At 69.7% G+C, this 25554-nt stretch carries 24 protein-coding genes and 1 pseudogene; 15 read left to right on the top strand and 10 right to left on the bottom strand.

Features of this window, described 5'->3' with window-relative positions:
- The first annotated feature begins 53 nt into the window (after nt 1-53).
- Nucleotides 54-923 carry a hypothetical protein gene (locus FFS15_RS08560; RefSeq protein ID WP_137844607.1) on the top strand — a complete coding sequence of 290 codons (870 nt, stop codon included), beginning with the start codon at nt 54-56 and terminating at the stop codon, nt 921-923.
- Nucleotides 924-942: 19 nt separating this feature from the next.
- On the opposite strand, the gene FFS15_RS08555 is transcribed toward FFS15_RS08560, so the two are convergent.
- Complete coding sequence (locus tag FFS15_RS08555; protein ID WP_137844606.1) at nt 943-1431, bottom strand: MarR family transcriptional regulator; 489 nt, start codon at nt 1429-1431, stop codon at nt 943-945.
- A gap of 98 nt (nt 1432-1529) precedes the next feature.
- Between FFS15_RS08555 and FFS15_RS08550 the strand changes: the two genes are divergently transcribed.
- The gene (locus tag FFS15_RS08550; RefSeq protein ID WP_137844605.1) at nt 1530-2519 is read left to right on the top strand and encodes an NADP-dependent oxidoreductase; all 990 of its coding nucleotides are present in this window, start codon (nt 1530-1532) and stop codon (nt 2517-2519) included.
- Nucleotides 2520-2535: 16 nt separating this feature from the next.
- Here the strand turns inward: FFS15_RS08550 and FFS15_RS08545 are convergent, their stop codons facing one another.
- The gene (locus FFS15_RS08545; RefSeq protein WP_137844695.1) at nt 2536-3426 is read right to left on the bottom strand and encodes an Lrp/AsnC family transcriptional regulator; all 891 of its coding nucleotides are present in this window, start codon (nt 3424-3426) and stop codon (nt 2536-2538) included.
- A 215-nt stretch (nt 3427-3641) separates the two neighbouring features.
- Here FFS15_RS08545 and FFS15_RS08540 point away from each other — a divergent pair, with 215 nt between their 5' ends.
- From FFS15_RS08540 to FFS15_RS08510, 7 genes are all read left to right on the top strand, one after another.
- The gene (locus tag FFS15_RS08540; protein ID WP_137844604.1) at nt 3642-4964 is read left to right on the top strand and encodes an MFS transporter; all 1323 of its coding nucleotides are present in this window, start codon (nt 3642-3644) and stop codon (nt 4962-4964) included.
- Nucleotides 4961-6631: an amidohydrolase gene (locus tag FFS15_RS08535; protein ID WP_137844603.1), complete on the top strand. Its 1671-nt coding sequence runs from the start codon at nt 4961-4963 to the stop codon at nt 6629-6631. The genes FFS15_RS08540 and FFS15_RS08535 overlap by 4 nt, the downstream gene beginning before the upstream one ends.
- Before the next feature lie 26 nt (nt 6632-6657).
- The gene (locus FFS15_RS08530; RefSeq protein ID WP_137844602.1) at nt 6658-8346 is read left to right on the top strand and encodes a thiamine pyrophosphate-dependent enzyme; all 1689 of its coding nucleotides are present in this window, start codon (nt 6658-6660) and stop codon (nt 8344-8346) included.
- A complete protein-coding gene (gene speB, locus FFS15_RS08525; RefSeq protein WP_137844601.1) occupies nt 8343-9302 on the top strand; it encodes an agmatinase in 960 nt (319 codons plus the stop codon). Before FFS15_RS08530 ends, speB begins: the two co-directional genes overlap by 4 nt.
- 45 nt (nt 9303-9347) lie before the next feature.
- Nucleotides 9348-10307: a L,D-transpeptidase gene (locus FFS15_RS08520; protein WP_137844600.1), complete on the top strand. Its 960-nt coding sequence runs from the start codon at nt 9348-9350 to the stop codon at nt 10305-10307.
- Nucleotides 10304-10750 (top strand): DUF2809 domain-containing protein, encoded by a 447-nt coding sequence (locus FFS15_RS08515; protein WP_249353871.1) that lies wholly within the window; start codon nt 10304-10306, stop codon nt 10748-10750. The genes FFS15_RS08520 and FFS15_RS08515 overlap by 4 nt, the downstream gene beginning before the upstream one ends.
- 129 nt (nt 10751-10879) lie before the next feature.
- Nucleotides 10880-11872 (top strand): aldo/keto reductase, encoded by a 993-nt coding sequence (locus FFS15_RS08510; protein ID WP_137844599.1) that lies wholly within the window; start codon nt 10880-10882, stop codon nt 11870-11872.
- A gap of 133 nt (nt 11873-12005) precedes the next feature.
- On the opposite strand, the gene FFS15_RS08505 is transcribed toward FFS15_RS08510, so the two are convergent.
- From FFS15_RS08505 to FFS15_RS08485, 5 genes are all read right to left on the bottom strand, one after another.
- Nucleotides 12006-12455 carry a DUF1294 domain-containing protein gene (locus FFS15_RS08505; protein WP_137844598.1) on the bottom strand — a complete coding sequence of 150 codons (450 nt, stop codon included), beginning with the start codon at nt 12453-12455 and terminating at the stop codon, nt 12006-12008.
- A 250-nt stretch (nt 12456-12705) separates the two neighbouring features.
- Nucleotides 12706-14589, bottom strand: coding sequence for an adenylyl cyclase (locus FFS15_RS08500; protein WP_137844597.1), 1884 nt, complete (start codon nt 14587-14589; stop codon nt 12706-12708).
- A 214-nt stretch (nt 14590-14803) separates the two neighbouring features.
- Nucleotides 14804-15208 carry a hypothetical protein gene (locus tag FFS15_RS08495; RefSeq protein ID WP_137844596.1) on the bottom strand — a complete coding sequence of 135 codons (405 nt, stop codon included), beginning with the start codon at nt 15206-15208 and terminating at the stop codon, nt 14804-14806.
- A 113-nt stretch (nt 15209-15321) separates the two neighbouring features.
- A complete protein-coding gene (locus FFS15_RS08490) occupies nt 15322-15918 on the bottom strand; it encodes a GNAT family N-acetyltransferase (protein ID WP_137844595.1) in 597 nt (198 codons plus the stop codon).
- A gap of 286 nt (nt 15919-16204) precedes the next feature.
- Nucleotides 16205-17137, bottom strand: a complete 933-nt coding sequence (locus tag FFS15_RS08485; protein WP_137844594.1) for an NADP-dependent oxidoreductase — start codon at nt 17135-17137, stop codon at nt 16205-16207.
- Nucleotides 17138-17470: 333 nt separating this feature from the next.
- On the opposite strand from FFS15_RS08485, the gene FFS15_RS08480 reads away from it, so the two are divergent.
- On the top strand, nt 17471-19144 hold the full coding sequence (locus tag FFS15_RS08480; protein ID WP_137844593.1) for a PxKF domain-containing protein: 1674 nt from the start codon (nt 17471-17473) through the stop codon (nt 19142-19144).
- A 24-nt stretch (nt 19145-19168) separates the two neighbouring features.
- Complete coding sequence (locus FFS15_RS08475) at nt 19169-19726, top strand: dihydrofolate reductase family protein (RefSeq protein WP_137844592.1); 558 nt, start codon at nt 19169-19171, stop codon at nt 19724-19726.
- 129 nt (nt 19727-19855) lie between these two features.
- Here FFS15_RS08475 and FFS15_RS08470 read toward each other — a convergent pair whose 3' ends face one another.
- The gene (locus FFS15_RS08470; RefSeq protein WP_137844591.1) at nt 19856-21379 is read right to left on the bottom strand and encodes an HNH endonuclease signature motif containing protein; all 1524 of its coding nucleotides are present in this window, start codon (nt 21377-21379) and stop codon (nt 19856-19858) included.
- An 87-nt stretch (nt 21380-21466) separates the two neighbouring features.
- Between FFS15_RS08470 and FFS15_RS08465 the strand changes: the two genes are divergently transcribed.
- Genes FFS15_RS08465 through FFS15_RS08455 form a run of 3 tightly spaced genes read left to right on the top strand, consistent with a single transcriptional unit; the run spans nt 21467 to nt 22592 of the window.
- Nucleotides 21467-21874 (top strand): SRPBCC domain-containing protein, encoded by a 408-nt coding sequence (locus FFS15_RS08465; RefSeq protein ID WP_137844590.1) that lies wholly within the window; start codon nt 21467-21469, stop codon nt 21872-21874.
- Nucleotides 21871-22296, top strand: a complete 426-nt coding sequence (locus FFS15_RS08460; protein ID WP_137844589.1) for a hypothetical protein — start codon at nt 21871-21873, stop codon at nt 22294-22296. The genes FFS15_RS08465 and FFS15_RS08460 overlap by 4 nt, the downstream gene beginning before the upstream one ends.
- Nucleotides 22293-22592 (top strand): DUF1905 domain-containing protein, encoded by a 300-nt coding sequence (locus FFS15_RS08455; RefSeq protein ID WP_137844588.1) that lies wholly within the window; start codon nt 22293-22295, stop codon nt 22590-22592. The genes FFS15_RS08460 and FFS15_RS08455 overlap by 4 nt, the downstream gene beginning before the upstream one ends.
- 91 nt (nt 22593-22683) lie before the next feature.
- Here FFS15_RS08455 and FFS15_RS08450 read toward each other — a convergent pair whose 3' ends face one another.
- Both FFS15_RS08450 and FFS15_RS18615 read right to left on the bottom strand, forming a co-directional pair.
- Complete coding sequence (locus tag FFS15_RS08450; protein ID WP_137844587.1) at nt 22684-23559, bottom strand: LLM class flavin-dependent oxidoreductase; 876 nt, start codon at nt 23557-23559, stop codon at nt 22684-22686.
- Between the two features lie 134 nt (nt 23560-23693).
- Nucleotides 23694-25010, bottom strand: coding sequence for a hypothetical protein (locus tag FFS15_RS18615; protein ID WP_171013132.1), 1317 nt, complete (start codon nt 25008-25010; stop codon nt 23694-23696).
- Nucleotides 25011-25321: 311 nt separating this feature from the next.
- Between FFS15_RS18615 and FFS15_RS08440 the strand changes: the two are divergent.
- Nucleotides 25322-25554: pseudogene (locus tag FFS15_RS08440) on the top strand (DUF2510 domain-containing protein); the annotation flags it as partial.

The following is a 25554-nucleotide window of genomic DNA, read 5'->3' as shown; positions in this document are numbered from 1 at the left end:
GACGGGCTGACGAAGAAGCTGCTGGCCGCCGCAATCCGCAGGGAGCGAACAACATGACCACTATCGACACGGATGCCGAGATCGCCTTCGACGTCGAGTCGCCACTCCAGGGGCTCCGCAGTCGGCTCGAAGGGCTCCGGCCTGTGCAGCAACGTCCGGATCCGCGATCCACGCAGCTGGTCACCCCGGGATCGGCGTTCGCCGACATCACGACCGGCCTGGGTGTGTGGCTGCGCACGTGGCGCACCACGTGCCTGCCGCCGTTCATCGAGGGCACCGCCGTGGATCCGCCGAAGCCCGGCTGGCTGGGCGCGAACCCGCTCCCTCGCGGGGGATTCTCGTACAGCGGCGAATTCGATGCGACAGCGGCCGCGCACCCGTTGCTCGCGTACTCGCGCTGGCGCAGCCAGAAGAAGCTCCCCGCCGCCCCGATGGATGCCTGGCTGCTGTACCGCTTTCAGGTACACGGTGCGTTCGGCGCCGACTTCGCCGGCGCCAGTGCCGTCGTCTCGCACACGGTGAACGCGGCGGTTGCGCCCGACAGCACGAAGATGCCGCCGTTCTTCGCCCCCGAGTGGGAGCGCACACGCGAGGCCGGCGTGCGTGACTCGGGCTCGGCACTGAGCGGGGCGGCACGGCTCGCGGCGAGCGGGACGGCGGTGATCGAGGGGTCGGTCAGAGTCGCGAAGGGAGACATCCCCGAGATCGCGGTGCTGCTGTCGACCGACATCCTCCTCCACGACGCCTGGATCGACTTCACGCACGTCACCGGCGGCCACTCGCGCATCTCGGGCGTGGAGTTCGGCGGTGACGGCTGCCTCGAGTACCGCTACGTCAGCACGGCGCTTATCAGCGAGCTCGCAGAGGCAAGGGTCACCCAGCCGTTCCCCGCCCTGCCGCCGCGGCCGGTGCCGCAGCCCTGACGCGCCTCGCGACCGACCCTCACGGCCTGCGCGCGGACCGAGGGGGTCGGGCCCTCCCATGCCGGGCGACGATCGTGAGCAGGCGCGTGAGTTCTGCGCGATCGGCGTCGTCGAGCGCGTCGACCAGCACATCGCGCACCACCTCGATGTGGCCCGGGATGACGCGCTCGAGCAGCGCCGCGCCCGCGGGCGACAGCGTCACCTCGACACTGCGTTCATCTGCGGTCGACGGCGTTCGCACGACGAGCCCCGCCTTCTCGAGCTGTCCGACCTGGTAGGTCAGCCCGCTCCTGCTGTGCACGAGGCGGTCGGCGAGCTCGGTCATGCTGCGGGGCGTCGAGGGGTCTTCTCCGAGTGCCGCGAGGATCTGGAACTGCACGAAGCTCAGCCCGCCGCTGTCGCGGAGCTGGCCGTGTACGCCGTGCTGCACCAGCGCCGCGGCTTCGAGGAGCGCGAAGTACACGCCGAGATCCGCAGGCGGAGGCGAGGGGAGCGGCGCATCGGGCATGCCGAGATCCTACGGGAGATGTGCTGCGAATTCGGAATAGTTCATGAACACCCCTCGTTACTGACCAATGAACCATTTCGAATTCGAAGGAGACTCTCATGACCCTGACCGACCCCACGACCACGCAAACCACCACCCGCGCCTACCTGCTCACCCACTACGGCCCCGACGGACTGACCCCCGGTTCGGCGCCGGCGCACGCCCCCGGACCGGGCGAGGTGTCGGTCCGCCTCGAGGCCATCGCGATCAACCCTCTCGACGCGAAGATCCGCAGCGGACTGCTCGCACAGATGCTCCCGCTGCCGCTCCCCGTCGTGATCGGCTCGGACGCGGCCGGCACCGTCCTGGCGGTCGGCGCGGGCGTCACCGGATTCTCGGCCGGCGACCGGGTCGCGGGCTTCTTCGACAGCGGCGCGTTCGCCGAGACGGCGGTGAGCCGGGCCACACGGCTCACGCGCATCCCCGGTGGGCTGTCCACGGCGCAGGCTGCCGCGCTGCCGACTGCCGCCGAGACCGCGACCCGCATCCTGGGGATGCTCGAGCCCGCGCCCGCATCGACCGTCGTCGTCAACGGTGCCGCCGGCTCCGTCGGGAGCTTGCTCACGCAGCTGCTCGTCCGCGACGGCCACACGGTGATCGGCACCGCTCGCCCCGAGAACCATGACTACCTCCGTTCGCTGGGAGCGACGCCGATCGCCTACGGTCCCGACATGGTCGATGACCTGCGCCGTCTTGCGCCCGAGGGCATCGATGCCGCGTTCGACACTGCCGGGAACGGATTCATCGCGCGCGTCGTCGGCATCGTCGATGCACCCCGCATCGTGACGATCATCGACTTCGCCGCGGGTGCCGCGGGCGCGATCGTCGCGGCCGGCGACCCCACGGCATTGACGATCACGGATGCCGTCCGCGACGTCTTCGACCGCGCGGCGAGCGGCGACCTGCGTGTCGAGATCGGCGCCGCCTATCGATTCGACGACCTCCCCGATGCGGTCGCGCTCAGCGAGGGCGGCCATGCGCGCGGCAAGATCATCGTCGTCGGCGCCGGGGTGGATCCCGCACAGATCGGCATCGACGCGACGGCTTGACCGAGGCTGCGCGCGCTCACCCCGCCGGTCGCAGGGTGCGCGCGTAGTCCTCCTTCAGCACCGCCAGGTGGAACCACGACTCGGTGCGGGCGACACCGGGGAGCGACCGGATGCGCTCGAGGCTCGAGTACAGCGCACCGGCAGACGGCTCGACCAGCGTCGTGACGGCGTCGAAGCGGCCGAGCGTGCGGGCCGCGAAGTCCACGCCCCGCCACGTCCGAAGGGCATCGACCACGGCGTCGTCGTCGCCGGTGAGATTCAGCCCCACGCCCATCGACAGCTGCCGGTGGGCGAGGCCGCGCGCCTCGACGGCGCTGATCTTGATGACGCCCGCGTCGATCAGTCGCTGCACGCGCGTCGTGACGGCGGAGGGGGAGAGCCTGACCGCTTCGCCGAGCGCGCGGAAGCTCGCCCGGCCGTCGCGCTGCAGCAGCTCGATGAGCGTGGTGTCGATGGCGTCGATGGTGATGTCGCCGTGGTACTCCGAGACGAAGAAGCCCTTCACGACATCCGTGTAGATGAGGGTGCTGATCTCGGTCACCCGCGGCAGCGCGCGGATGTGTGCGAGCAGGTCGTGCAGCGCCGGCATCGATCCGAGCCGCACCTCGGTGACGAGATCGTGCGCGCCGCCGACGGCGGAGACGAGTACGGTCTCGCTGAGGCCGCGTAGCTGCTGCGCGACGAGCTCGGACGCGCCGAGCGTGCGGATCGAGACATGCGCGAGCACATGCTGCCCGAGGAACACCGGGTCGACGGCGGCGATCACGCGCACCGTGCCGTCCGCGATCATCGCGTGCAGGCGCGCCGACACGGCGGCCCGGGACTGGCCGATGCTCACGGCGAGATGCTGGATGCTCGCTCGTCCGTTCACCTGCAGCTCGCGGATCAGTTCGGCGTCGAAATCCATGGTCACGGCCAATCGGTCGAAGTTCCGGGGATCGACGAGCACTCCCCGCGAAACACCAGTCTAAAGCGAAAAGGAGTCGTCAACGCGAACAATTCAAAAGGCAAAGCGATCAGAAACCCAGCGAAGATGCGCAACGACTGGAGTTCTGCGCTTGCCCTGCTCGCGGGAGCGTCCTAGCATCCTCACAATCCGACCTCATCCGCGAAGGAGCGGCAATGACCTCCACCACCACCAAGGCACGGCGCGCAGGCTTCGCCGCATTCGTGGGCACCACCATCGAGTGGTACGACTTCTACATCTACGCGACCGCCGCGGCGCTCGTGTTCGGACCCCTCTTCTTCCCGAACGAGGACCCGCTCGTCGAAACCGCGGCGGCGTTCGCCACGTTCGCGGTCGCGTTCCTCGTCCGCCCCCTCGGCGGCATCATCTTCGGCCACATCGGCGACAAGCTCGGCCGGCGCGTCTCGCTGGTGATCACGCTGCTGCTGATGGGTGTGGCGACGGTCCTCGTCGGGTGCCTCCCGACCTACGACCAGATCGGCCTCCTCGCGCCGGTCCTCCTGATCCTGCTGCGGGCGCTCCAGGGCCTCGCGGTCGGCGGCGAATGGGGCGGTGCGGTGCTCATGAGCGTCGAGCACGCCCCGGTCGGCAAGAAGACCTTCTACGGCGGGTTCACGCAGCTCGGCAACCCGGCGGGTGCCCTGCTGGCCTCGGGCGTCTTCGCGATCATGTCGCGCGCCGGTGACGACTTCATCATGAACGGCGGCTGGCGCATCCCCTTCATCGGGTCGATCGTGCTGATCGGCGTCGGACTCTGGGTACGCTACCGCGTCGAGGAGTCGCCGGTCTTCGCCTCGAAGATCGAGGGCCGCAAGCAGTCCATGCCCCTCGCGTTCGCCCTTCGCGTGAACTGGTTCCCCATCCTCCTCGGCATCGGCGTGCTGCCGATCTCGACCGGCGGGTACTACCTCGCGACGTCGTTCGCCACCGCGTACGCCACCGGTGAGCCCATCGGCATGAGTGCGCAGCTGATCCTCGACGCCATGACGATCGCCTCCTTCATCGAGTTCCTCGTGACCCTTCCCGTCGCGTGGCTCGGCGACAAGTGGGGCCGCAAGAACGTCATGTACATCGGTCTTCTGACCTCGGTGCTCACCTTCGTGCCGTTCATGCTGCTGCTGCCCGGCAAGGTCGAACCGCTCATCTTCCTGTTCGCAGCCCTTGTCCGCATCGCGATGAGCGCGACCTACGCGCCGATCGCGGCGCTGCTGTCGCAGATGTTCCGGCCGCAGGCCCGCTACACCTCCATCGCACTGTCGTACGGTGTGGGTGCGGCGATCTGGGCGGGCTTCTCGCCCTGGTTCGCGACCCAGCTCATCGCGTGGACGGGCAGTGTCTGGTCGGTGCTGGCGATGTTCACCGGCATGGCGATCCTCGCGGCCGTCTGCACGAAGTTCGCGCCGCAGCACTCCGACGAGGCGCCTGTGACGGAGTCGTTCACGGCGCGCACCGACACCACGACGATGCGCGTGTCATGAGGAAGCTCGCTGCATTCGACCGCCCTCGGCAGCAGACGCCGCGCATCGTCACCGCGCGCGCGATCCGCACCGTCGACGCCGGCGACGCCACGGCCACCGCGATGCTCACCGACGACGGGCGGCTGCTCGCGATCGGCACGCTCGAGGACTGCCGGGATGCCGCGGCGAGCGCCCGGCTCGACCCCGAGTTCGTCGACCTCGGCGAAGCGGTGATCGTGCCCGGCTTCGTCGACGCCCACGCCCACCCGCTCATGTACGGGCAGCTGATGACGTGGGTCGACTGCGGGCCCGACAAGGCGCGCAGCATCCCCGAGATCGTCGCGCTGCTGACGGATGCCGCGGCGGACCTTCCCGCCGGGCGCCCGGTGCGGGGCTACGGGTACGAGCATCGGAACCTCGCCGAGCAGCGGCATCCGACCCGATTCGAACTCGACGAGGTCGCCCGCGATCGTGAGGTGTACCTCATGAACGCGTCGGGCCACGGCGGTGTGGTGAACTCGTACACGTTCGAGCTCCACGGCGTCGACCGAGAGACGCCCGACCCCGAGGGCGGCGAATACTTCCGGGATGCCGATGGCGACCTCACCGGCGAGATCTCGGATGCCGCGTGCAACATGCTCACCGGCGTGCGCGGTGTCAAGATCGGCCACCACGGCCCGAACTTCCACCTCGCCGACGAACCGGAGGAGCACCTTCGCCAGCTCGACGCGGCGACGCAGCGCTTCCTCGCCGGGGGAGTGACCGCGATCGGCGATGCCCAGGTGTCGCGTCGTGAGTTCGACATGTACCTGCGCCTCGCCGAGGCGGGCCGGCTCGACCTGCGGGTCTCGATGTACCTGCTGTCGCACCTGCTCGACGATGCACTCGAGATGGGGCTCGTCGGCCAGTTCGGCAACGCCCACCTCAGCTTCGCCGGCATCAAGCTCTACGCCGACGGCACCCTCGGCGGGTGGACGGCGTACTTCCCCGACGGCTACGTCGGAGACCCGTGCCGCACCGGCCAGCTGTACCACGAGCCCGCCGAGTACGCCGAGCTCATCCGCAAGGCGCACGCCGCAGGGCTGCAGACGGCGACCCACGCCCAGTCTCCGACCGCGATCGAGATGGTCGTCTCGGCGATCGAGGCGGCGCTGACGGAGCGCCCCGACGACGACGCACGGCACCGCATCGAGCACTGCGGACTGCCGACGGCCGATCAGATCCGCCGCATGGCGGCGTCCGGCATCCGGCCGGTGAACCAGCCCCAGCACTACTTCAACTGGGGCGAGGGCGTCGAGCAGGCGATCGGCACGCCGGGCGAGCGCTTCAACCCGCTCGGCGAGTTCGAGGCGGCAGGTGTGCCGTTCACGATCTCGTCCGACGCACCCGTCGCCGAGCCGATCCCGCTCGAGGCGATCCAGACCGCGGTCACGCGGGTGACGCGGCGCGGTCACAAGCTCGGCCCCGACGACCTGCGCGTGTCGGCGCAGGCGGCGCTGCGCGCGCACACGATCGAAGGCGCCGTCTCGATCGGCCGGGAAGACGACCTGGGATCGCTCGAGGTCGGCAAGTACGCCGACTTCGCCGTGCTGACGGACGACCCGCTCACGACCCCGGCCGAGACGATCTCGCAGATCGCCGTGCTCGAGACGTGGGTGGGCGGCGAGCGCCGCTACCGCGCGTCGTGACTGCGCATCGCAACCAAGGAGACACCATGAGCAACCAGATCACAACGGCGGCGGCTCCGGGGGGCGCCGCCGCCGTTGCGGAACAGTACGCCGACACCACCGGGCGGGCTGTGCTCGAGACGATCCGCTCGTACGGGGTCACCGCGGTGTTCGGCATCCCCGGCACGCACAATCTCGAGCTGTACCGACCGCTCGCTGACCTCGGCATGCGTGCGGTGACCAATCGTCACGAGCAGGGCTCCGGCTACGGCGCCGACGGCTGGGCGCAGCAGACGGGGCTCCCGGGCGTCGTGATCACCACGTCGGGCCCAGGGCTCCAGAACGCGATGAGTGCGATCGGCACGGCGTTCTGCGAGTCGCGCCCGCTCATCGTGCTCTCGCCCGGCGTCCCGCGCGGCGACGAGTTCCGCGATGTGGGCACGCTCCACGAGACGAAGGATGCCTCAGCCATGGTCGCCGCGATCGCCGAGTGGTCGCGGCGTGTCGAGACGGCGGCCGAAGCGGTCGACGCCGTGCACGCGGCATTCGCGCTGTTCCGCATCGGCCGTCCGCGCCCGGTGCACATCGAGATTCCGCTCGACCTGCTCGAATCGCCGGCCGGTGTGCCGCACGCGGCGCGCGTGGCACGCCCGGAGCCGGCGCCCGATCGGGGCGATGCCGCCTCGCTGCGTGCGGCGGCTGCACTGCTGGCGACCGCGCAGCGACCGGTCATCATCGCCGGCGGCGGCGCGACCCGCGCTGCGCGCGAGGTGACCGCGCTCGCCGAGCGCCTGGGCGCGCCGGTGCTGACGACCCTCAACGGCAAGGGAACGGTCGACGAGCACCACCCGCTCTCGCTCGGGTCGAACCTGCGGCTCGCCGCCGCGCGTGACGCGGCGGAGGATGCCGATGTGCTCGTCGTGCTGGGCTCGAAGCTCGGCGAAGCGGAGCTCTGGGCCCCCGCGCTCGCTGCGCGCGGGGCGGTGGTGCGCGTCGACATCTCGGCCGCGCAGCTGCACAAGAACCTCGAGGTGACCGTCGGGATCGTCGGCGACTGCGCGGCAGTCGCCGCCGACCTGCTCGCGCTGATCCCCGCCGCACCGCGCACGCCGCAGCCACTGCCCGACCTCGACCCGCTGCGCGCGGCGATCGCCGCCGAGACCGAAGCCACCGCGCCCGACACCGTCGCCCTCGCGCAGCTGATCGCCGACGCTCTGCCGAGCGACGCGATCGTCGCCGGCGACTCGTCGCAGATCGTGTACCTGGGGCTCGCCAACATCCTCCGCCAGTCCACCCCGCATGCGATGCTCTACACCCCGACGTACGCGACGCTCGGGTACGGCCTGCCCGCAGCCATCGGCGCACGGGTCGCACAGACCGACCGGCCCGTCGTGGCGGTCGTGGGCGACGGGGCGCTGATGTTCTGCGTCAACGAGATCATCACCGCCGTCGAGCAGCGCCTCGACCTCACGATCGTCTGCGTCGACAACGGCGGGTACGCCGAGATCCGCCAGAACGAGGTGGATCGCGGCATCCGTCCCGTCGGTGTGGATCTCGTCCAACCCGACTGGGTGGCGCTCGCGAACGCGTTCGGCGCCACCGGGCGGCGCGCCGAGCGGCCCGACGAGATCGCATCCGCCCTGCGCGTGGCCGTCGCCGCGGGCGGCGTGCAGCTCGTGCACATTCCCCAGGGGCCTGCCCCGACCACTTCCGACCAGCTGAGAGGCACGTCATGACCGAACCGATCGGCCCCGTCGACGCATCCGTCACGCCCCGCTACGCCGGCATCGCGACCTTCGCGCGGCTGCCGCGCATCGAAGACGTTCCGGATGCCGACATCGCGGTGGTCGGCATCCCCTTCGACGCGGGTGTGAGCTACCGCCCGGGCGCGCGCTTCGGCCCGTCGCATGTGCGCGAATCGTCGCGCCTCCTGCGACCGTACAACCCCGCGCAGGATGTGTCGCCGTTCGCCGAGGCGCAGGTGGTCGACGCCGGCGACGTCGCGGCCAACCCGTTCGACATCGAAGACGCCGTGGCCGCCATCGAGGTGGCTGCGACCGACCTCGGCTCACGCGTCGACCGGATCGTGACGGTCGGCGGCGACCACACGATCGCGCTCCCGCTGCTGCGGGCGGTCGTCAAGAAGCACGGGCCCGTCGCGGTGCTCCACTTCGATGCGCACCTCGACACGTGGGACACCTACTTCGGCGCCCCCGTCACGCACGGCACGCCGTTCCGTCGCGCGAGCGAGGAGGGTCTCATCGACCTCACCGCCAGCTGCCACGTCGGCACGCGCGGGCCGTTGTATTCGAAGCAGGATCTCGTCGACGACGAGCGTCTCGGCTTCTCCATCGTCTCGAGCGTCGACATCGAAGAGCGCGGCATCGAGGCGGCGATCGCGCGCGTGCGGCGCCGCATCGGCGACCGGCCGCTGTACATCTCGATCGACATCGACGTGCTCGATCCGGCGCACGCTCCCGGCACCGGTACGCCCGAGGCGGGCGGCATGACGAGCCGCGAGCTGCTGCGCATGCTGCGCGCGCTGAGCGAGCACCACGTCGTCGGAGCAGATGTGGTCGAGGTCTCTCCGGCCTACGACCATGCCCAGGTCACCGGCATCGCCGCGAGCCACGTCGTCTACGAGCTCGTCACCCTCATGGCGGCCCAGATCGGCGCTGCCCGCGGTCGATGACGCGCTCAGGTTGCGGCATCCGTCGTCGCGACTCACGATGGACCCATGGGGGATGCCGAGCCGCACGTCGCCGAGGCGCCTGAACCCGCGCCCGACGCCCGCCGCCGCGCCCGCCGCGCGTGGGTGATCGGGGGCGCGATCGCGCTCGCGGTGGCGCTCGGGGTGACCACGGCGTGGATGCTGCGCCCGGCCGAGCCCGCGGCATCCGCTCCGGCTCCGACGGCGAGCGTCACCTCGACCCCGACACCGTCGCCGACTCCCACGCCCACCCCGACGCCGACGCCCACCGGGTTCGCGGCGAACACGGCGTCGTACGACGTGACGACGCTGCCGCAGGTGAACGTGTTCGCCGTGATTCCGACGCTGCCCGTCGACGACGACGCGTTCGCGCCGGCGACCGCCGAGCGGGCGCTTGCGCTCGGGATCGGCGCTCCGGTGTGGGCGGATCCTGCGGGCGAGCCGGTGGCGTATCTGCCGCGCGAGTTCCCGTACGACGGCACGACGGTGCCCGTGATCGAGAAGCAGGAGCACTGGGTCAAGGTGCTGCTCGTCGGCCGGCAGGCGGTGCCGTCACAGGGCAACCCGGCTCAGGTCGCCGGGTGGGTGCGGGTGCAGGACGTGGAGCTGGCGGCATCCGACATCGAAGTCGTCGTGAGCATCGCCGGACGCACCGTCGACATCGTCCGCGCCGGGGTCGCCGAGCGCATCGCGACCGACTTCGCGTGGGGGACCGACCAGACCCCGACGCCGATGGGGCGCTCGTACATCATGACGACCCGCGTCGTCGAGGAGTACTGGTACACCCGCGGGCACCCGATCGTGTACCTGTCGGTGCAGTCGCCGACCCTCGACGGGTTCGGGGGAGCAGACGTCGCCGTGACGGCGTTCCACTACCACGACGATCGTTCCGGCCCGATCTCGAACGGGTGCATCCGGCTCGATCCCGACGCGATCGCGAAGCTCGCCGAGCTGCCCTACGGGACGCCCGTGGTGATCAATCCGTGACGGGTGGGGCAGGGGCGGCGACCGGTCGCCGCGCTCGCCGCATCGGCGCAGCGGTCGTGCTCGCGATCGTCATCGCGGCCGGGCTCTTCGTCGCGGCGGTGCTGCCCGACACCGCCGCGACCGACATCGCCGGCGATGCGCTCTATGCGGTCGCGGCGTACATCGGGCTCGTGATGCTCGCGCCGCGGGCGCGCTCGCTCGTGATCGGCGCGATCGCGCTGGGGTGGTGCGTCGCGGTCGAGCTCTTCCAGCTGACGGGCGTGCCGCTGGCGCTCGGGGCGGCCTTCCCGCCCGCGATGCTCGTGCTCGGAACCGTCTTCGACGCCCGCGACCTCGTCGTCTACGCGGTGGCGGTGGTGGCGGTGTGCGCGATCGACTTCGCGGTGCGCGGCGCTCTGGGTCGTCGGCGCGCTCGCGCTGCCGAAACCGGTAGTCGCGGCTGAACTCCTCGACCGCGAGTGGCGGTTTCGGCAGCGCGAGCGCAAGCGACACCGGCCCGCACCACACGACCGCGTGGGATGCTGGATGGCGGCCCCCGCGACCGCGCGGTGCCGCGCCTCGGAAGGAACATCATGCAGCAGCGTCCCCTCGGCCGTACCGAGCGATCCGTGTCGGCGATCGGCCTCGGAACCTGGCAGCTCGGCGCCGACTGGGGCAACGTCAGCGAAGAGGATGCCACAGCAGTGCTGGCGGCATCCGCTGATCGTGGTGTCACCCTCTTCGACACCGCCGATGTCTACGGCGACGGTCGCAGCGAGTCGATCATCGGGCGCTTCCTGGCGGGGCGTCCGGACCACGGGATCACGGTCGCGACGAAGATGGGGCGCCGCATGGCGCAGGAGCCCGAGAACTACACGTCGGAGAACTTCCGCGCGTGGACCGATCGCTCGCGCGCGAACCTCGGTGTCGACACGCTCGACCTGGTGCAGCTGCACTGCCCGCCCACCGCGGTGATCGAGGCGGATGCGACCTATGACGCCCTCGACGCGCTGGTTTCCGACGGCACGATCGCCGCGTACGGCGTCTCGGTCGAGACGTGCGCGCAGGCGCTCGCCGCGATCGCGCGCCCGAACGTGACGAATGTGCAGATCATCTTCAATCCGTTCCGGCTGAAGCCGCTCGACGAGGTGCTGCCGGCGGCGGCCGCAGCGGGGGTCGCGATCTTCGCGCGCGTTCCGCTGGCGTCGGGCATGCTGTCGGGCAAGTACACCGCGACGACGACGTTCGCCGCCAACGACCACCGCAGCTACAACCGCCACGGCGAGGCGTTCGATCGCGGCGAGACGTTCTCGGGTGTCGACTTCTCGGTGGGACTGGATGCCGCGACCGAGCTCGCCGCCGCCCTCCCGTCGGGCGTCACGCTGCCCGCGGCGACGCTCGCGTGGATCGCATCACAGGTGGGGGTCACGACGGTGATCCCGGGTGCGCGCAACGTGACCCAGGCGGAATCGAATGCGGATGCCGCGGCCCTCCTCGACGATGGGTTCGACGTGACCGCGTTCGACGCCGTCGTGCGGGATGTCTACGACCGCCACCTGCGGGCGGCGATCCACCCCGAGTGGTGATGGGTCGAGCCGGGGGCCCGCCCTTCGTCTCGCTTCGCTCGCTCAGGGACCACCCTTCGTCTCGCTTCGCTCGCTCAGGGACCGCAACCCCTCGGGTCGCTGAGCGAGGAGCGCAGCGACGAGACGAAGCGCGTCAGCCTCGGAAGAGCTGACCCAGATCGTCGAACCACGCGGGCTCGAGGTCCCATCCGCGAACCGTCGCGAGGGCGATGAACGCTCCGAGCAGGAGCACGTTCAGCACGACCGTTCGCCAGAATGCGCGGCGGAACGAGCGCTTGCGCGTCTTGTGCCGGAACAGCTGCTGGGCGACCAGCGCTCCCGGCCAGCCGCACACGAGTCCGAGCGTGAGGAGCGTCTGCTCCGACACGCGCTGTCCGCCGCGGCGCGCGGCCGCCTTGTCGATGCCGTAGGTCGCGAAGGCGATGACGCTCATCGCGACGTAGAGGGCCGGCATCCACCACGGGAGTCCGAGGATCAGGATCGCCAGTGCGAACCCTCCGACGAAGACGATCAGCACCGTCCAGCTGAGCGCCGCGGGGAGCGGGCGCGAAAGGTCTCGGGTCGAGGCGGTGGAGACAGACACGCGCTCGATCCTAGGACGCCCTTCGTCTCGGTCGCTTCGCGGCCTCGCTCAGGGACCGCCCTTCGTCTCGGGCGCTTCGCGGCCTCGCTCAGGGACCGCCCTTCGTCTCGGGCGCTTCGCGGCCTCGCTCAGGGACCGAGACCCGCGGGTCGCTGAGCGAGCGAAGCGAGACGAAGCGCGCCCGCACACGCAGAAGCCCCGGCCCGACGGGAGCGTCGGGCCGGGGCATCCGGTCATTCAGAGACAGCCGTTACAGCGCGGGGAAGTCCACGATGTAGGCGGGCGCCCCGGTGTTGGTGTTGTCGACCTGACCGCCCACGCCGTTGACGACGTGCTTGATCGTGCCGGCCGACAGGTTCACCGTCATGATGTGGTGAAGCTGAACCCCCGGGGTCTCGGGCACCGAGAAGCCGTTCTCGGTGATGATCGTCGGGTTGTTCTGGTTGAAGACGTACACGCCCGCTCCGTCGAGACGGTGCGTGGTGACGTCGTCCGCGACGACGTAGCCCGGGTAGCCGAGCGTGCCGTCGGGCTGCGTCCAGTCCGCCTGCGTCGGCGGGTCGTACGGCAGCTCGTTCTGGTACAGGATCACGCGGCCGTTCTCGCCGTTCCAGAGGGTGTTGTACTGCTGGAAGTGCTCGACGAACAGGCCCGTCGCGGTGACGTTGTCACCGTTGACGATCACGCCGTTGGTGCCGGTGTTGGTCGCCCAGCGCTCGTTGTCGCCGTTCACGCCGTCGGTCGGGTCGAAGCCCTCGATGCCGTGGTCGCCGCGCCACACCCACGTGTGGTCGATGAGCACGTTGTCGGCGTTGATCTCGAGCGCGGTCGTCGACTTTCCGATGTGGGGGCCGCCCACGCGGAAGTACACGTCGCTCAGCGTGATCGGGTTCTCGGCGCCGAGGGGCTTGCCGCCCTTGTCCTTGCCGACGCGCAGCAGCACGGGCGAGAGCTCGGTGCCGGCGTCGATGGTGACGCCCGCGACGACGATGCCTTCGGCATCCTTCACCTCGAGCGGCACCGCGCCGCCCACGGCCGTGAGCGTCGCGTGGCCGAGGCCGAGCACGACGGTGTTCGCGCGCTTGATCTCGATCGTGCGATCGATGTCGTACACGCCGGGCGTGAAGATCAGGTGCTGACCGCGAGCGAGGGCGTTGTTGATGTCCTTCACCGAGTCGCCGGGCTTGGCGATGTAGAACTCGGTGATCGGGATGCTGCGCCCCTCGGTCTCGCCGTCTGCCCACGTCACGCCGCTCGAGTCTTGCTGAACGGCGGGAACGCGCACGTTGTAGCGGCCCTCGTCGTCGACGTAGAGGTACGGCTTCTCACGGCTGATCGGCGTCTCGGCGATCGTCGTGTACGGCTCGCCCGGGAAGTTGGCCTCGGAAGGAGCGCCCACGACGCCCGAGAACACCTGGTTCCAGACGCCGTTCGACCAGCCGGCGACCTCGCTGTTGCGAGTGAGCCACTGCTGCTGCGAACCGCTCACCACGAACGGCAGTCGCGAGTCGGCGATGAAGCCGCCGCTGGCGAAGTGGGGTCCGGCGGTGCAGTAGTCCATGAGCGACACGTTCGCGCCCGAGATGTCGAGGCGGCGCATCGAGACGGCCTGCGAGACGGCCCAGAAGTTGGCGCTCATGCGGCAGCCGTCCTGGCCCTCCTTGTCGATGTCGATCGAGAGGTTCGAGATGGTGCGCCAGAAGTTGACGAGCGCGATGCAGTTGCTGTCGGTGAGGCAGCGGTTGTAGACCTCGATCGAGCCGTGGATGTTCACGTCTTCGGGCGAGGCGCCGAGGCCCGAGATGTCGGTGTAGTAGCCGACGTTGACCTGCAGCGGGTCGGCGGCCGAACCGTACTCGCCGGGCAGGAAGAAGACGGCCTCGCGGACCGTGCTCATCTCGGCGTCGACCTGCTCGGCGTGGAGCGCATCGAGGTCGGCCTCGATCTCCGCCGCCGAGTCTTCGGGGCCGTAGATGGTGACGTTCGGCCCGAAGTCGGGGTTGAACGGATCGACGGCGCGCGGCGGTGCCGCGACGGCCGGGGTGGCCAGGAGTGCTCCTGCGATGAGGGCGGCGCCGGTGACGACGGCAGCGATGCTGCGTCGTCGGCTGCGGTGGGGGACGGGGCTGATCATGCGGTCTTCCTTCGTCGTTGAGGGGATCGCGCGGCGGGGACTGCCGCTCACTTACTTACGTGACAGTAACCAATCTTTGGGAGCGGTTTCAAGGGGCAATGTGGGAGAGATTTGCGGGCAAGCGCTCGCCCGGGCGTGTTCCCGCGCACACGACGAAGGGGGCGCCGCGGTCCCGAATCCGCGGCGCCCCCTCCCTATGGGGTTCTTGCTGTCGTCAGCTCTTGTCGAAGTCCTTGCCGTGGACCGTGAGCGCGTAGATGACGAGAACGTCGAGGGCGATCATGATGAGCGACCACCAGGGCTGCACACCGAGGAGAGCCACCTGGCTGATGGCGTTCAGCGACACGAGGATGATCGCGACGATGCGCGCCCACGTCGCTCCGCGGAGCACGAAGATGCCGGTCAGCACGACCGCGAGGCCGATGATCAGGTGCCACCAGCCCCAGCCGGCGACGTCGAGGACCATGATCACGCCGTCGGTCGCGACGAAGTAGGTGCTGGTGGGTGCGAGGATCGCGGTGAGTCCCATGATCGCGTTGAACGCGCCCGAGACGATCAGAAGGATGCCGCCGAAGACGGTCCACCCTGCCCAACCGGATTTCTGCGAGGTGTCGGACATTATTTTCGCTCCCCTTTCGGAACGCTCACGTGTTACGTCGGGGTGTGACCCCGTGATCATGATCGTGGGGCCTGGGCTGGTGGCGGGCGTCACCCGCGGCGGGTGAACCTGGGTCAGGTGAAGTCGATCCGCATCACCACGCGCCGCTTCGTCGGGTGCGACACCTCGGTGAACCCGGCGGCGAGGAACGGGCCCAGTGCGCCGACGCTCATCTCGTCCCAGATGACTTCTTTGCCTCCGGTGACCAGCGGGTAGCCCTCGACGGCGCGGGCGCCGCGGTCGCGGGCGTGGTCGACGGCGGCTGCCACGAGCGGGTACATGTACCCCCGTCCGCGGAATCCCCTCCGCACGACGAAGCACGCGATCGCCCACACGGTGTCGTCGTCCTTGTCTTCGTCGCGCTCCTTCCACGGCACGGGCGACCCGCGGAGGCGCCCGTAGACGCTGCGCCGATCCACCGCGCACCACGCGACCGGTTCGTCGGCGTCGTAGGCGACGATCCCGATGGTCTCGGTCGCGCGCGGGTCGCCGCAGTGCACCTCGGACTCGAGGATCGCGGACCGTTCGGCGACGGGCAGGTGCCACCAGTCGCGGTCGCCGAGGCGCTGCCGCTGGCACTGGCAGTGCCCGGCGGTGCCCGTGAGGATCGCCTGCAGGTCGTCCCACGCGGCTTCGTTGGCCGGCACGATTCGCAGGCTCCTGTCGCTCATACCCGCACCCTACTGACCCCCACGGACTCGGGCCCTTCGTCTCGGTCGCTGGCGCTCCCTCGCTCAGGGACCGACTGTCCGGGTCGCTGAGCGAGCGAAGCGAGACAGAGCGCACCGGGCCTCGTCTCGCGGGTCGCTGAGCGAGCGAAGCGAGACGAAGCGCGCCGGTCCTCGTCTCGCGGGTCGCTGAGCGAGCGAAGCGAGACGAAGCGCACCGGGCCTCGTCTCGCGGGTCGCTGAGCGAGCGAAGCGAGACGAAGCGCGCCCGGCGCCTCCGTAGCCCACCTCACCCGATCCGCACCACGATGTTCCCGATCGTCTCGCGCCCGTAGGCGGCGAACGCGTCGCCGATCTCGTCGAACTCCACCTCGCGGTCGATGATGACGCGCAGGCGCCCGTCGTCGACCATGCCGGTGAGCAGGCGCAGGCCGTCGCCGCTCGGGAACCCGGCGATCGGCGCCGGGGTGAGGCGTTCCGGGTCGGGGAACATCTCGGGCGCGTACAGCAGCGTCGACACGAACATCCCGCCGTCGCGCACGAGCGGCGCGAGCGACGCCGCGTCGCCGATGAGGTGCACGACGGCATCCACTCCGTCGGGCGCGATCGCGCGCACCTCGGCGTCGAGATCGGCGTAGTCGACGGTGTGCGCGGCGCCGAGCTCCGCCATCAAGCTGCGTCCCTCCTCGGTGCGCCCCGTCGCGATCACCTCGGCCCCCATCGCGGCGGCGAGCTGGGTGAAGATCGTGCCGACCCCGCCGGTCGCCCCGACGACGAGGATCTTCTGGCCTGCGACATCGCCGAGCGACGCGAGGATGATGAGTGCAGTCGACCCCGTGTGGCCGAGGCCGGCGGCAGCGGCATCCGTCATCCCTTCCGGGGTGCGCACGACGCTCGATTCCGCGACGGCCGTGGTGTACTCGGCGAAGGCTCCGTCGTGAAGGTGCGGCTTCGACACGACGCCCAGCACGCGGTCGCCGATGACGAGGGTGTCGACGTCGGGTCCGATGCCGTCGACGATGCCGGCGAACTCGCGACCGAGCACGACGGGGTAGCGGTGTTCGAAGAATCCGGCCATGTATCCGGCGGCGACGGCGAGGTCGAACCCGTTGACCGATGCGGCGACGACGCGCACGCGCACTTCTCCGCGGTCGGGTTCCGGAACCTCGAGGTCGTGGGTGGCGGGCTGCTCACCGGCGGATTGCACTGCATATGCCCTCATGGCGGGCCTGCTCTCTGCGCCACCGTTCCCCACAGGGGGCGAGGAAGCCTGCGGGGGCGCGTCAGCCACAGCGTCCACCCGCGAGCGGTGCGGCGCAAGACCCTGCGCTGCGGGAAACGGACGACGGATGCTGCGCCTTCGCGCGCGGCGACCTTGACACTCTCCGTCGGCGGGGTGAAGGCTGACACCGGCGGCCTCTGGGGGGCTGCTTCAGAGCGGAGAGCGCAGGGGCTTCGTTCGGTCGCGTGAACAGCGCGCGCCAACCGGATACGGTGCGTCGACCGCAGGAATCGAGACTGGGGAATCGATATGCGCAGATCACGTGCCACTGCTGTGGCTTCACTCACGGCGATGCTGGCGGTGACCGCGCTCGCCGCGGCGCCGGCGTTCGCTGACGAGCCGCCGCCGCCGGACTGGACCACCATTCCCGGTTCGACGGCCACGGTTGGTGGCTTGACCGTCAGTTGGCAGTCTGCGTCGTCGGTCTTCGCGCCGTGGGAGGGGGTTGAGATGCTCGATGAGATGCTCGTGGTCAAGCCCGAGGTGATCAACAGCACCGCCGCCACCGTCTATGTCGGCTACGGCACCGACTTCACGACGCAGGGGTCGATCGATCCGTTGTGGCTGCCGAGCGGGTGGGGCGCGTTCTCAGACGTCGCCGACGGCATCACCGACCTCTTCTGGGACGAGCTCGCACCGGGAGAGTCGCTCGAGACGGCCGGTGGCTGGTCGAATGGCATGCCGACGTGGTCGGGGCACACGATCACGCTTTTCAACCTGAGTGAGCAGCCGATCGACGGCGCGACACCGACGGCATCCCCGATCCTGTCGTTCACGACGCCCGGTCGCTTCGTGCCGTTCGATCTCAGCAGCGGCGACCTCGGTCAGGTCTCGCAGACGGTGGGTGAGCGGCTCACGGTGGTGAGCGGCGAGGGCGGCCCCGACCTGTTCAGCGGGTTGGCGGGCACCGTGACGGCGAGCGGTTTGCCGGCCGGTGAGCAGCTCGAACTGTGGATTGCTCCGAATCTGAATTACGCGTACTTCCAGATCCTCGGGGGTGCGCTGCCGGTGTCGGCGCAGAAGGTCGGGACCAAGACGGTGGCGGGCGACGGCACGCTCACCGCGAACTTCGCGCTGCCGCTCGGCCTTGAGACCGATGTCTCGTACCAGATGGTGGCCGGTGTGCGGGGTGAGCGGTACTGGCCCGCGGGCACGTGGGACGACTTCGTGATTCGCGAGGCGCCGAACCTCACCGAGGCGGTGACCCCCGAGCTGCCGGTGGGTTCGGGGCCGCAGCAGGTCGATCTCACCGACGATGCGCCCGGTGCGGTGCCGGTGCTGGTCGACCTTCCTGAGGGCACGACGGCGGGTACGACGTCGGCGGTGTCGAGTGCGACGGGGCCGATCCCGGCGGGGTTCCGGATCACCACCGACCCGCCCGTCTACGTGCATATCAACTCGACCGCGACGCTGGGTGGCGAGGCCGAGGTGTGCCTCGGGTACGACCCGTTGGGCGAAACTCCGTCGCTCTTCCACTACGAGTCGGCCACCGACACGTGGGACGACATCACGGAACGCTACTTCGTCGACGTGGATGCCGAACCCGACCGCGCCTATGTGTGCGGGTTGACGTCGACGTTCTCGCCGTTCATCGCGGCGATCCCCACGTTCGATTTCGACGGCTTCTTCTCGCCCGTGTCGATGGATGCCGCGAACATCGCGAAGCCGGGCCAGGCGATTCCGGTGAAGTTCTCTCTCGGCGGGGATCAGGGGCTCGACGTGGTCGAGTCGGCCCGGTTCGTGATCGAGGGGACCGATTCGACGCCCGAGGGTGAGCTGATCCCGACGACGACGGCCGGAGGCAGCGGGCTGAACTACCACGCGGGCAGCGACACCTACACGTACGTTTGGAAGACGAGCAAGTCGTGGTCGCTGAAGACCGGCCAGTTCCTGCTCGAGATGTCGGACGGCACGACGCACGAATTCGATGTGACCTTCAAGAAATGAGGGTCGCCCGGAAGGGACAACGGGATGAGACTGCTTCGATACTCGATCAATGTCACGCTCGACGGATGCTGCCATCACGAGGCAGGTCTCCCGCCCGACGAGGAATCGATGGCCTACTGGACCGCCGAGATGGCACGGGCCGATCTGCTGTTCGGACGGGTCACCTACGAGATGATGCAGTCGGCGTGGCGGAAGCCGGTTACGGGCGTCTGGCCCGACTGGATGGGCGCGGGGGACGTTCCGTTCGCCGAGGCCATCGACCAGGCGAAGAAGCACGTCGTCTCGAGCACGCTCACCGAGGTGGATTGGAATGCCGAACTGGTGCGCGGAGGCGTGGGTGAAGCGGTTCGGCAGCTGAAAGAGCAGCCGGGAGAGGGGCTCTGGGTGGGCGGTGTGACGCTCCCCGTGGCGCTCGCGGATCTGGGCCTGATCGACGAGTACGAGTTCGTGGTGCACCCGGTTGTTGCCGGGCACGGGCCGACGCTGCTATCCGGTCTGCGCGAGCGCATCGAGCTCGAGCTGGTGGATCGGCACGAGTTCCGGTCGGGCGCGGTGGTCCAGCGGTACAAACCTGTTCCCTGAGCGAGGGAGCGAAGCGACTGAGACGAAGGGTGTCCGGGTCGGTGCGCTTCGTCTCGCTTCGCTCGCTCAGCGACCGGGCTTGCGGGTCCCTGAGCGAGGGAGCGAAGCGACTGAGACGAAGGGCGCCCCTCAGGTGACGAGTTCGACGTCGGTCTTCGTCACGCCGACCCGCCAGCCGGCTCGGTCGGGTGGCGGTGGTGGATCCCACGCCCACGCCCACGCGGCCTTCGATTTCAGAGTCACGGGTGGTCTGTCGCCCGGTGGGTGCAGGATGAACGCAGCCTGACCGTCGCGAGTGATCCGCCAGCCCTGGTTGTGGAGCAGAAGGTGATGGAATCTGCACAGCAGAACGCCCTCGTCGATGTCGGTGCGTCCGAGGTGCTCGTGCCAGTGGTTGCAGTGGTGGGCTTCGCAGTACGAGGCGGGCACGCAGCATCCGGGCCATGTGCATCCGCCGTCTCGCGCGGCGAGCGCGATGCGTTGGCGGGCGGTGAACAGGCGCTGCTCACGGCCGACGTCGAGGGGGTTGCCGCAGGCGTCGACGGTGACCTCTCGCGTGCCGTTGGCGCAGATGTTGCGGTCGATCACGCCGCCCGGCAGGGCGTCGCCGCGATCTTCGGTGTGCCCGATGGCCAGCATCCGCCCGAGCGCGTCGCGCACGCCGACCGCATCCTTCACGACGATCATGCGCACGCCCGGCTGACGGGCGCCGAACACGTCTTCCGCCGAGGCGAGCGCGCCCGCGCGCAGCAGGTCCATCAGCAGGTCGTACTCGAGCTGTTCGTTGGTGCGCGGGTCGCGCTGAAGGTCATCGGCGGCGGCCTGCTCGCCGGCGCCGACGAACCGCGGGCCCCCGCGACGCGGTCGCAGCGCCGAATCCTTGATCGCGCGAAGCCACGCCGCGCCCTCTTGCTCGAACACGAAGCGACCGCGAGGAACGCCGTCGGCATCGAGGTACATCTGAAACGATCGCCCCTCGAACTGCTGGGCGAACCGCTTCTCGGCACCGGTGGGGTCGAGCTGGTCGCGCACGATGCGCGCGAGGCGGCGCAGCTCTTCGACGGGCAGGGTCGCGGCTTCGGCCAGCAACTGTTCGGCAGCGATCGTCCACGCTTCACGCGCCTCGTCGCTCGCACTCTCGGCCCCATCATCCACCGGGGGCTCGCCGAGCCCGCGCCGGATCGCGTCGTGCTGCTCCGCGCTGATCTCACGGCGCAGCACCGCTCGCCCGAGCGGCTCGTGCCACGGCACCGCCACCGCCTCGACCACCGAAGCCCCCTCGAGCATCTCGGGCCCGGACACCGAACACCCACCCTCGAGCAGCGCCTCGCCCACCTGGATCGCACGCTTCGCCTCGGCCGCACTGCCGCCGGTGACCGCCTGGATCAGCGCCGCGGGGGAGCGGTGTCCGCGCGAGGTCGCCATGCCGGTCTGCCCGCGATCGCGTGTCGACCGCCGCGCCACGACGCCCGCCGATGCCAGCGCGAGCACGTCGTTGCACCGCCGGATCGCCGCAGCCCCTTCCATCACCTGCGCGACCACTTCGTCACTCAGCCCGTCGAGCGCCAGCGGCAGTTCAGCCACATCGACATCCAGCTCGGACACCTCCGCAAGACTCTCCACGAGAGCCCGCAGATCCGAAAGGAATGTCATATCTAGAGTATGCCGAGTGCCTCCGACATTGGATCAAAACGACGAGCGACCCGAGACGATGTCCCCGGCATCCGCTACCGTTTCCCCATGTTCGAGCTGACCGAGGGCGCGCTGGTGGCGGCATCCGTCGATGTGGTGTGGGCCGATTTCACCGACGCGACGCGCCTCGCCGAATGGTTCTGGCCGCCCCGCCTCGAGGCCGAGACCGCCGTCGACGCCCGCCCCCTCGGCGCGTGGCGCGTGCACTCGGCGATCGCGGGCATCACCGTCGAGGCCCGCATCCTCGCGATCGACTCCCCGCACTCACTCCGCCTCGAGTGGCGATGGGCGGGCGAGGACCACGCGACCGACGCCGAGATCGCGCTCGAAGAGGCGGCGGATGCCACCCGCGTGATCGTGCGGCACTCCGGCTTCGTCACTGCTGCCGAGCGCGAGAACCACGTCGAGGGCTGGTCGGACTGCCTGCAGCGCCTGGTGGATCGGTACGCGGCGTGACGGCGTTCCGGGGTCTCGCGCCGCAGTCGCCGGTGCTGCTCACGGTCACGATCGTGGTCTGGCTGCTCGCCCTGCTCGGCGCACTGGCGCTGCTGTGGGTGGGTGTCTTCGACGTCGGCGCGCCGGTTGATCCCGGCACCGCGTGGTCGCTTGAGATCAACAGCGGCTTGGTGCTGGCGGGCGTGCTCGCGAACATCGCCGTGGCATTCGCGGGATGGATGCTGTTCGCCTCACCCATCTGGGCAGCCCTCGTCGCCGCGCCCAGCGTCGGCATCGCGGTGCTGGTGCTGTGGGACGGCGAATCGTTCCTGCCGCAGCTGGCGGTCGGTCCGCTGTGCGTCGCCTCGCTCGGCGCCGCGGTGGTGCTGGTCGTTCTGCATCTCGTCGCCCGCGCCCGCGCAAGCGAGGCGGTGCCGGCATGAACATCGAGTTCGAGGCGGAGGTCTTCCGCTGGGACGCCCGCGACGACGCGTCGTGGTACTTCACGTCGGTGCCGCCCGAGCTGAGCGAAGACATCCGCGAGATTCCGCGCCCGTATCGCGGGTTCGGCTCGGTGCGGGTGCGTGCGCGCATCGGCGGCAGCGAGTGGGCGACGTCGATCTTCCCCGACAAGGCGAGCGGCTCGTACGTTCTCCCGTTGAAGAAGGCGGTTCGGGATGCCGAGGCCCTCGTCGACGGCGGGCCCGTGTTCGTGCACCTCGACATCCTCGACGCCTGACCTGTGTCCCGGTCGGTCCCCACCCGGCGATCGAGTGTCGCCGCGAAGCGCCGACGTATCGAGATCCCCGCCCGCACCCAGCTCCCCGACGTCAGCGCAACCGCGCGAGGGCCTGTTCGTGGACCGTGGGATCCGAGCCCAGTCCCGCAGACGAGGGCGGCGCGTAGACGACCATCTCGTCGAAGCCCAGGGCTTCCGCGCGTGCCGCGGCATCAAGGAACGCGCCCACACTGCTGGTGGGACGCACGCGACCGAAGCCGAGCAGCACGGATCGGCGCACGGTCGCCGGGTCGCGGCCGGCCTTCGCGCACTGCGCGTTGAACGCCGCGGCCTGCGCGCCGAGGAGGTTCCAGAACTCGTCGTCGTCGAGCTGCGTCGAGGCGGGGCCGCCATACGTGTTCCAGGTGTCTGCGACCTCTACGGCCAGCGCGAGAGCGCGCGGTCCGTGGGCGGCGATAAGCAGCTCGGCCGGTACGACACCCTCCGGGGCCGGCGTGGACTGAAGTCCGGAGAACGACATCGTCGTGCCCTGCCACTCGGTCGCACCCCCTGTGGTCGCTAGGTAACCGTGCACGACGTCAGCGAACCGGTCCGCCATCTGCCCGAGCGGGATCGGTGCACCGGCGTCCGCTCGCTCGCAGTCCGGCGCGCCGAGGCCGATTCCGAGCACGAGGCGGCCGCCCGAGATGTCTTGCACCGTCATCGCGACACGGGCGAGCGCGACCGGGCGACGGAACACCGCCGACGCGACAAGCGTGCCCAGCCGAATACGATGCGTGCACCCTGCGGCCGCTGTCAGCGTTGTGAACGCTTCGCCCAGCCACAGGTCCTCGGCGGTCCGGTGCGTGAGGTGATCGTAGGTGTATGCGACGTCGTAGCCGACGTCTTCCGCCCACCGATACCACGCTGACTGCTCCCGCCACGGTCCCATCGGCGGGATGACGACGCTGATCCGCGAGAGTGCCATGGTGGAAGACTGCCACGCCGGCGCGTGCCGGACGAGGGGATCGGCCCGGAGGTCGTCCGCAGTCCGGTCCCCGCCCAAACGGTGAGTGAGCCCCCGGCGGCACTCGCAGCGGTCGCAGACGCCGGCCCGCGACCTCAGGTGTTGGTGGCGGCTGGGTCGTTGGCGGCTGGGTCGTTGGCGGCTGGGTCGTTGGCGGCTGGGTCGTTGGCGGCTGGGTCGTTGGCGGCTGGGTCGTTGGCGGCTGGGTCGTTGGCAGCTGGGTCGTTGGCGGTCGGCGCGGTGCCGGACGCCCCACTACCGGACGATCCGGCGCCTTCGTCCACCAGCGCGGTCACCTTGGCCATCAGTGCATCGAGCAGACGAGCCGTCCAGCCGAATGCTGCGGCAATCGCAAGGGTGGCGATAGGGAAGTACGGAGTCATACCGTCGAAGCTTGGAACCGGCACGACCTTCGCAAGATCGTCGCTGAGCACACCGAATTCTTCGAGTGCCTTGATGAGCACGAGACCGACGACGCTTGACACGGCGCCCACCAGGGGTGTGAGCAGCAGCGCCATCCAGCGTGGGCCACCATCAACCTTCGCCGGATCGCCCTGCGGAGTCAGCGTGCGCACACGCGCGATGAGCGCGCCGACGGCGCCGAAAATCATCGGAAGAGCCCATCCCACGATGCCGAACGTCGCGACGGCCGCCAGCAGGAGGAGTGCCAGCACGAGCAATTGGTTCTGCACCTTCACCAACAGGATGTAGGTCCCTGCGCTCTTGTTCGTTACCACCACCGCTACATCCAGGGCTGCGGAGCGGATGGCCCTACGGGTCGCCGCCGAGACTGGTTTCGCGAGTACCGTCCGTTGTTCCTTCAGGTCGTCAATGTCCTTTGCGCTTCTATAAGCCCGCACGCGCACCGCGTCGAGTGCGGTGTCGTCGGCATCCCGCACTTCCGCCAGCCGTGCAATGCGCGCACCTTGCCTCTCTCGAACGAGGAACCCATCACTCCAGAGGGGGACGCGGGGGATGTCGGGTGGCAGATCCGTCAGTCGGCCGCTGACTCCGACGAGAGTAGCGGTCGGCACCAGTATCCAAGCGTTCCTGACATACATGATGAGCATCACATAGAGCGAAACGGCACCCGCAGTGAGCACGACTTGCGTAGATATCGCCTCGTCCGCGAAGACGGCGGCTCCTGCCGCGAGCCCCGCGAGCGCGATGCCGAGAAAAATCGCGAGCCCCATCGCCACAAGCGCAAACACCTCGGCCGGGTCGATAAGCATCCAGATACTGACGGCGAGGAACGCCAGCGCAAATACCGTGAGCACGAGCGAGGTCAAGCTCAACTGACTCGGCAACTGGTCCGCCGTGATGGACTGCGATAGGGGACGGAGTCCCGTCAGGATGACGAGAACCAACTCGACGCCAGCGATCAGCACCCAAACCCATTGCGGCTTCATCACGTCTTCCCCTTGACGTTGGACACGCCATCACGAGGACCCCCAGGTCCTGTCCGTGCCGGAGTCAGTCGGCCGATAGGCCGCCGCGCTCTGGGCATGATTCTGTCGGAGCTTCCGTCGCCGGGCAATGGGTGCTTGCGCACCGCCCCCACCCGGTGATCGAGTGACGCCGCGAAGCGCCGACGTATCGAGATCCGCCCCGCCGGTCGCTGAGCGAGCGAAGCGAGACGAAGCGCACCCGTCCAGCCGCCGATTCTCATCCGCCTCTCATCCCGCGATAAAGTGGCGCACTGCCGCAAGTCTCGTCTGGGGAGATGATGACCGACACTTCGCCGCCTCCGGGCTGGTACGCCGAATCCCGGCGCTCCGCCCGTCATCGCTGGTGGAACGGATCCGACTGGACCGACCACTACCGCGAGATCGACGCCGCGACGACGGCACCAGCACCCGAGCCCGACCCTGAGCCCGAGCCCGCGGCACCGCTCACCCGCGCCCAGCGCCGCGCGGCCGAGACGGCGGCCCTGGCGACGGTCACGACCCCCGAGCC

The organism is Microbacterium sp. 2FI (assembly GCF_005502885.1).
GTDB lineage: Bacteria > Actinomycetota > Actinomycetes > Actinomycetales > Microbacteriaceae > Microbacterium.
Note: the sequence above shows the minus strand (reverse complement) of the source record. Positions and strands in the feature narration are given on the sequence as shown.

Coding starts and splice junctions, on each gene's coding strand:
- FFS15_RS08560 (WP_137844607.1), top strand. CDS start 54: ATGACCACTATCGACACGGATGCCGAGATCGCCTTCGACGTCGAGTCG.
- FFS15_RS08555 (WP_137844606.1), bottom strand. CDS start 1,431: ATGCCCGATGCGCCGCTCCCCTCGCCTCCGCCTGCGGATCTCGGCGTG.
- FFS15_RS08550 (WP_137844605.1), top strand. CDS start 1,530: ATGACCCTGACCGACCCCACGACCACGCAAACCACCACCCGCGCCTAC.
- FFS15_RS08545 (WP_137844695.1), bottom strand. CDS start 3,426: ATGGATTTCGACGCCGAACTGATCCGCGAGCTGCAGGTGAACGGACGA.
- FFS15_RS08540 (WP_137844604.1), top strand. CDS start 3,642: ATGACCTCCACCACCACCAAGGCACGGCGCGCAGGCTTCGCCGCATTC.
- FFS15_RS08535 (WP_137844603.1), top strand. CDS start 4,961: ATGAGGAAGCTCGCTGCATTCGACCGCCCTCGGCAGCAGACGCCGCGC.
- FFS15_RS08530 (WP_137844602.1), top strand. CDS start 6,658: ATGAGCAACCAGATCACAACGGCGGCGGCTCCGGGGGGCGCCGCCGCC.
- speB (WP_137844601.1), top strand. CDS start 8,343: ATGACCGAACCGATCGGCCCCGTCGACGCATCCGTCACGCCCCGCTAC.
- FFS15_RS08520 (WP_137844600.1), top strand. CDS start 9,348: ATGGGGGATGCCGAGCCGCACGTCGCCGAGGCGCCTGAACCCGCGCCC.
- FFS15_RS08510 (WP_137844599.1), top strand. CDS start 10,880: ATGCAGCAGCGTCCCCTCGGCCGTACCGAGCGATCCGTGTCGGCGATC.
- FFS15_RS08500 (WP_137844597.1), bottom strand. CDS start 14,589: ATGATCAGCCCCGTCCCCCACCGCAGCCGACGACGCAGCATCGCTGCC.
- FFS15_RS08495 (WP_137844596.1), bottom strand. CDS start 15,208: ATGTCCGACACCTCGCAGAAATCCGGTTGGGCAGGGTGGACCGTCTTC.
- FFS15_RS08490 (WP_137844595.1), bottom strand. CDS start 15,918: ATGAGCGACAGGAGCCTGCGAATCGTGCCGGCCAACGAAGCCGCGTGG.
- FFS15_RS08485 (WP_137844594.1), bottom strand. CDS start 17,137: ATGAGGGCATATGCAGTGCAATCCGCCGGTGAGCAGCCCGCCACCCAC.
- FFS15_RS08475 (WP_137844592.1), top strand. CDS start 19,169: ATGAGACTGCTTCGATACTCGATCAATGTCACGCTCGACGGATGCTGC.
- FFS15_RS08470 (WP_137844591.1), bottom strand. CDS start 21,379: ATGACATTCCTTTCGGATCTGCGGGCTCTCGTGGAGAGTCTTGCGGAG.
- FFS15_RS08465 (WP_137844590.1), top strand. CDS start 21,467: ATGTTCGAGCTGACCGAGGGCGCGCTGGTGGCGGCATCCGTCGATGTG.
- FFS15_RS08455 (WP_137844588.1), top strand. CDS start 22,293: ATGAACATCGAGTTCGAGGCGGAGGTCTTCCGCTGGGACGCCCGCGAC.
- FFS15_RS08450 (WP_137844587.1), bottom strand. CDS start 23,559: ATGGCACTCTCGCGGATCAGCGTCGTCATCCCGCCGATGGGACCGTGG.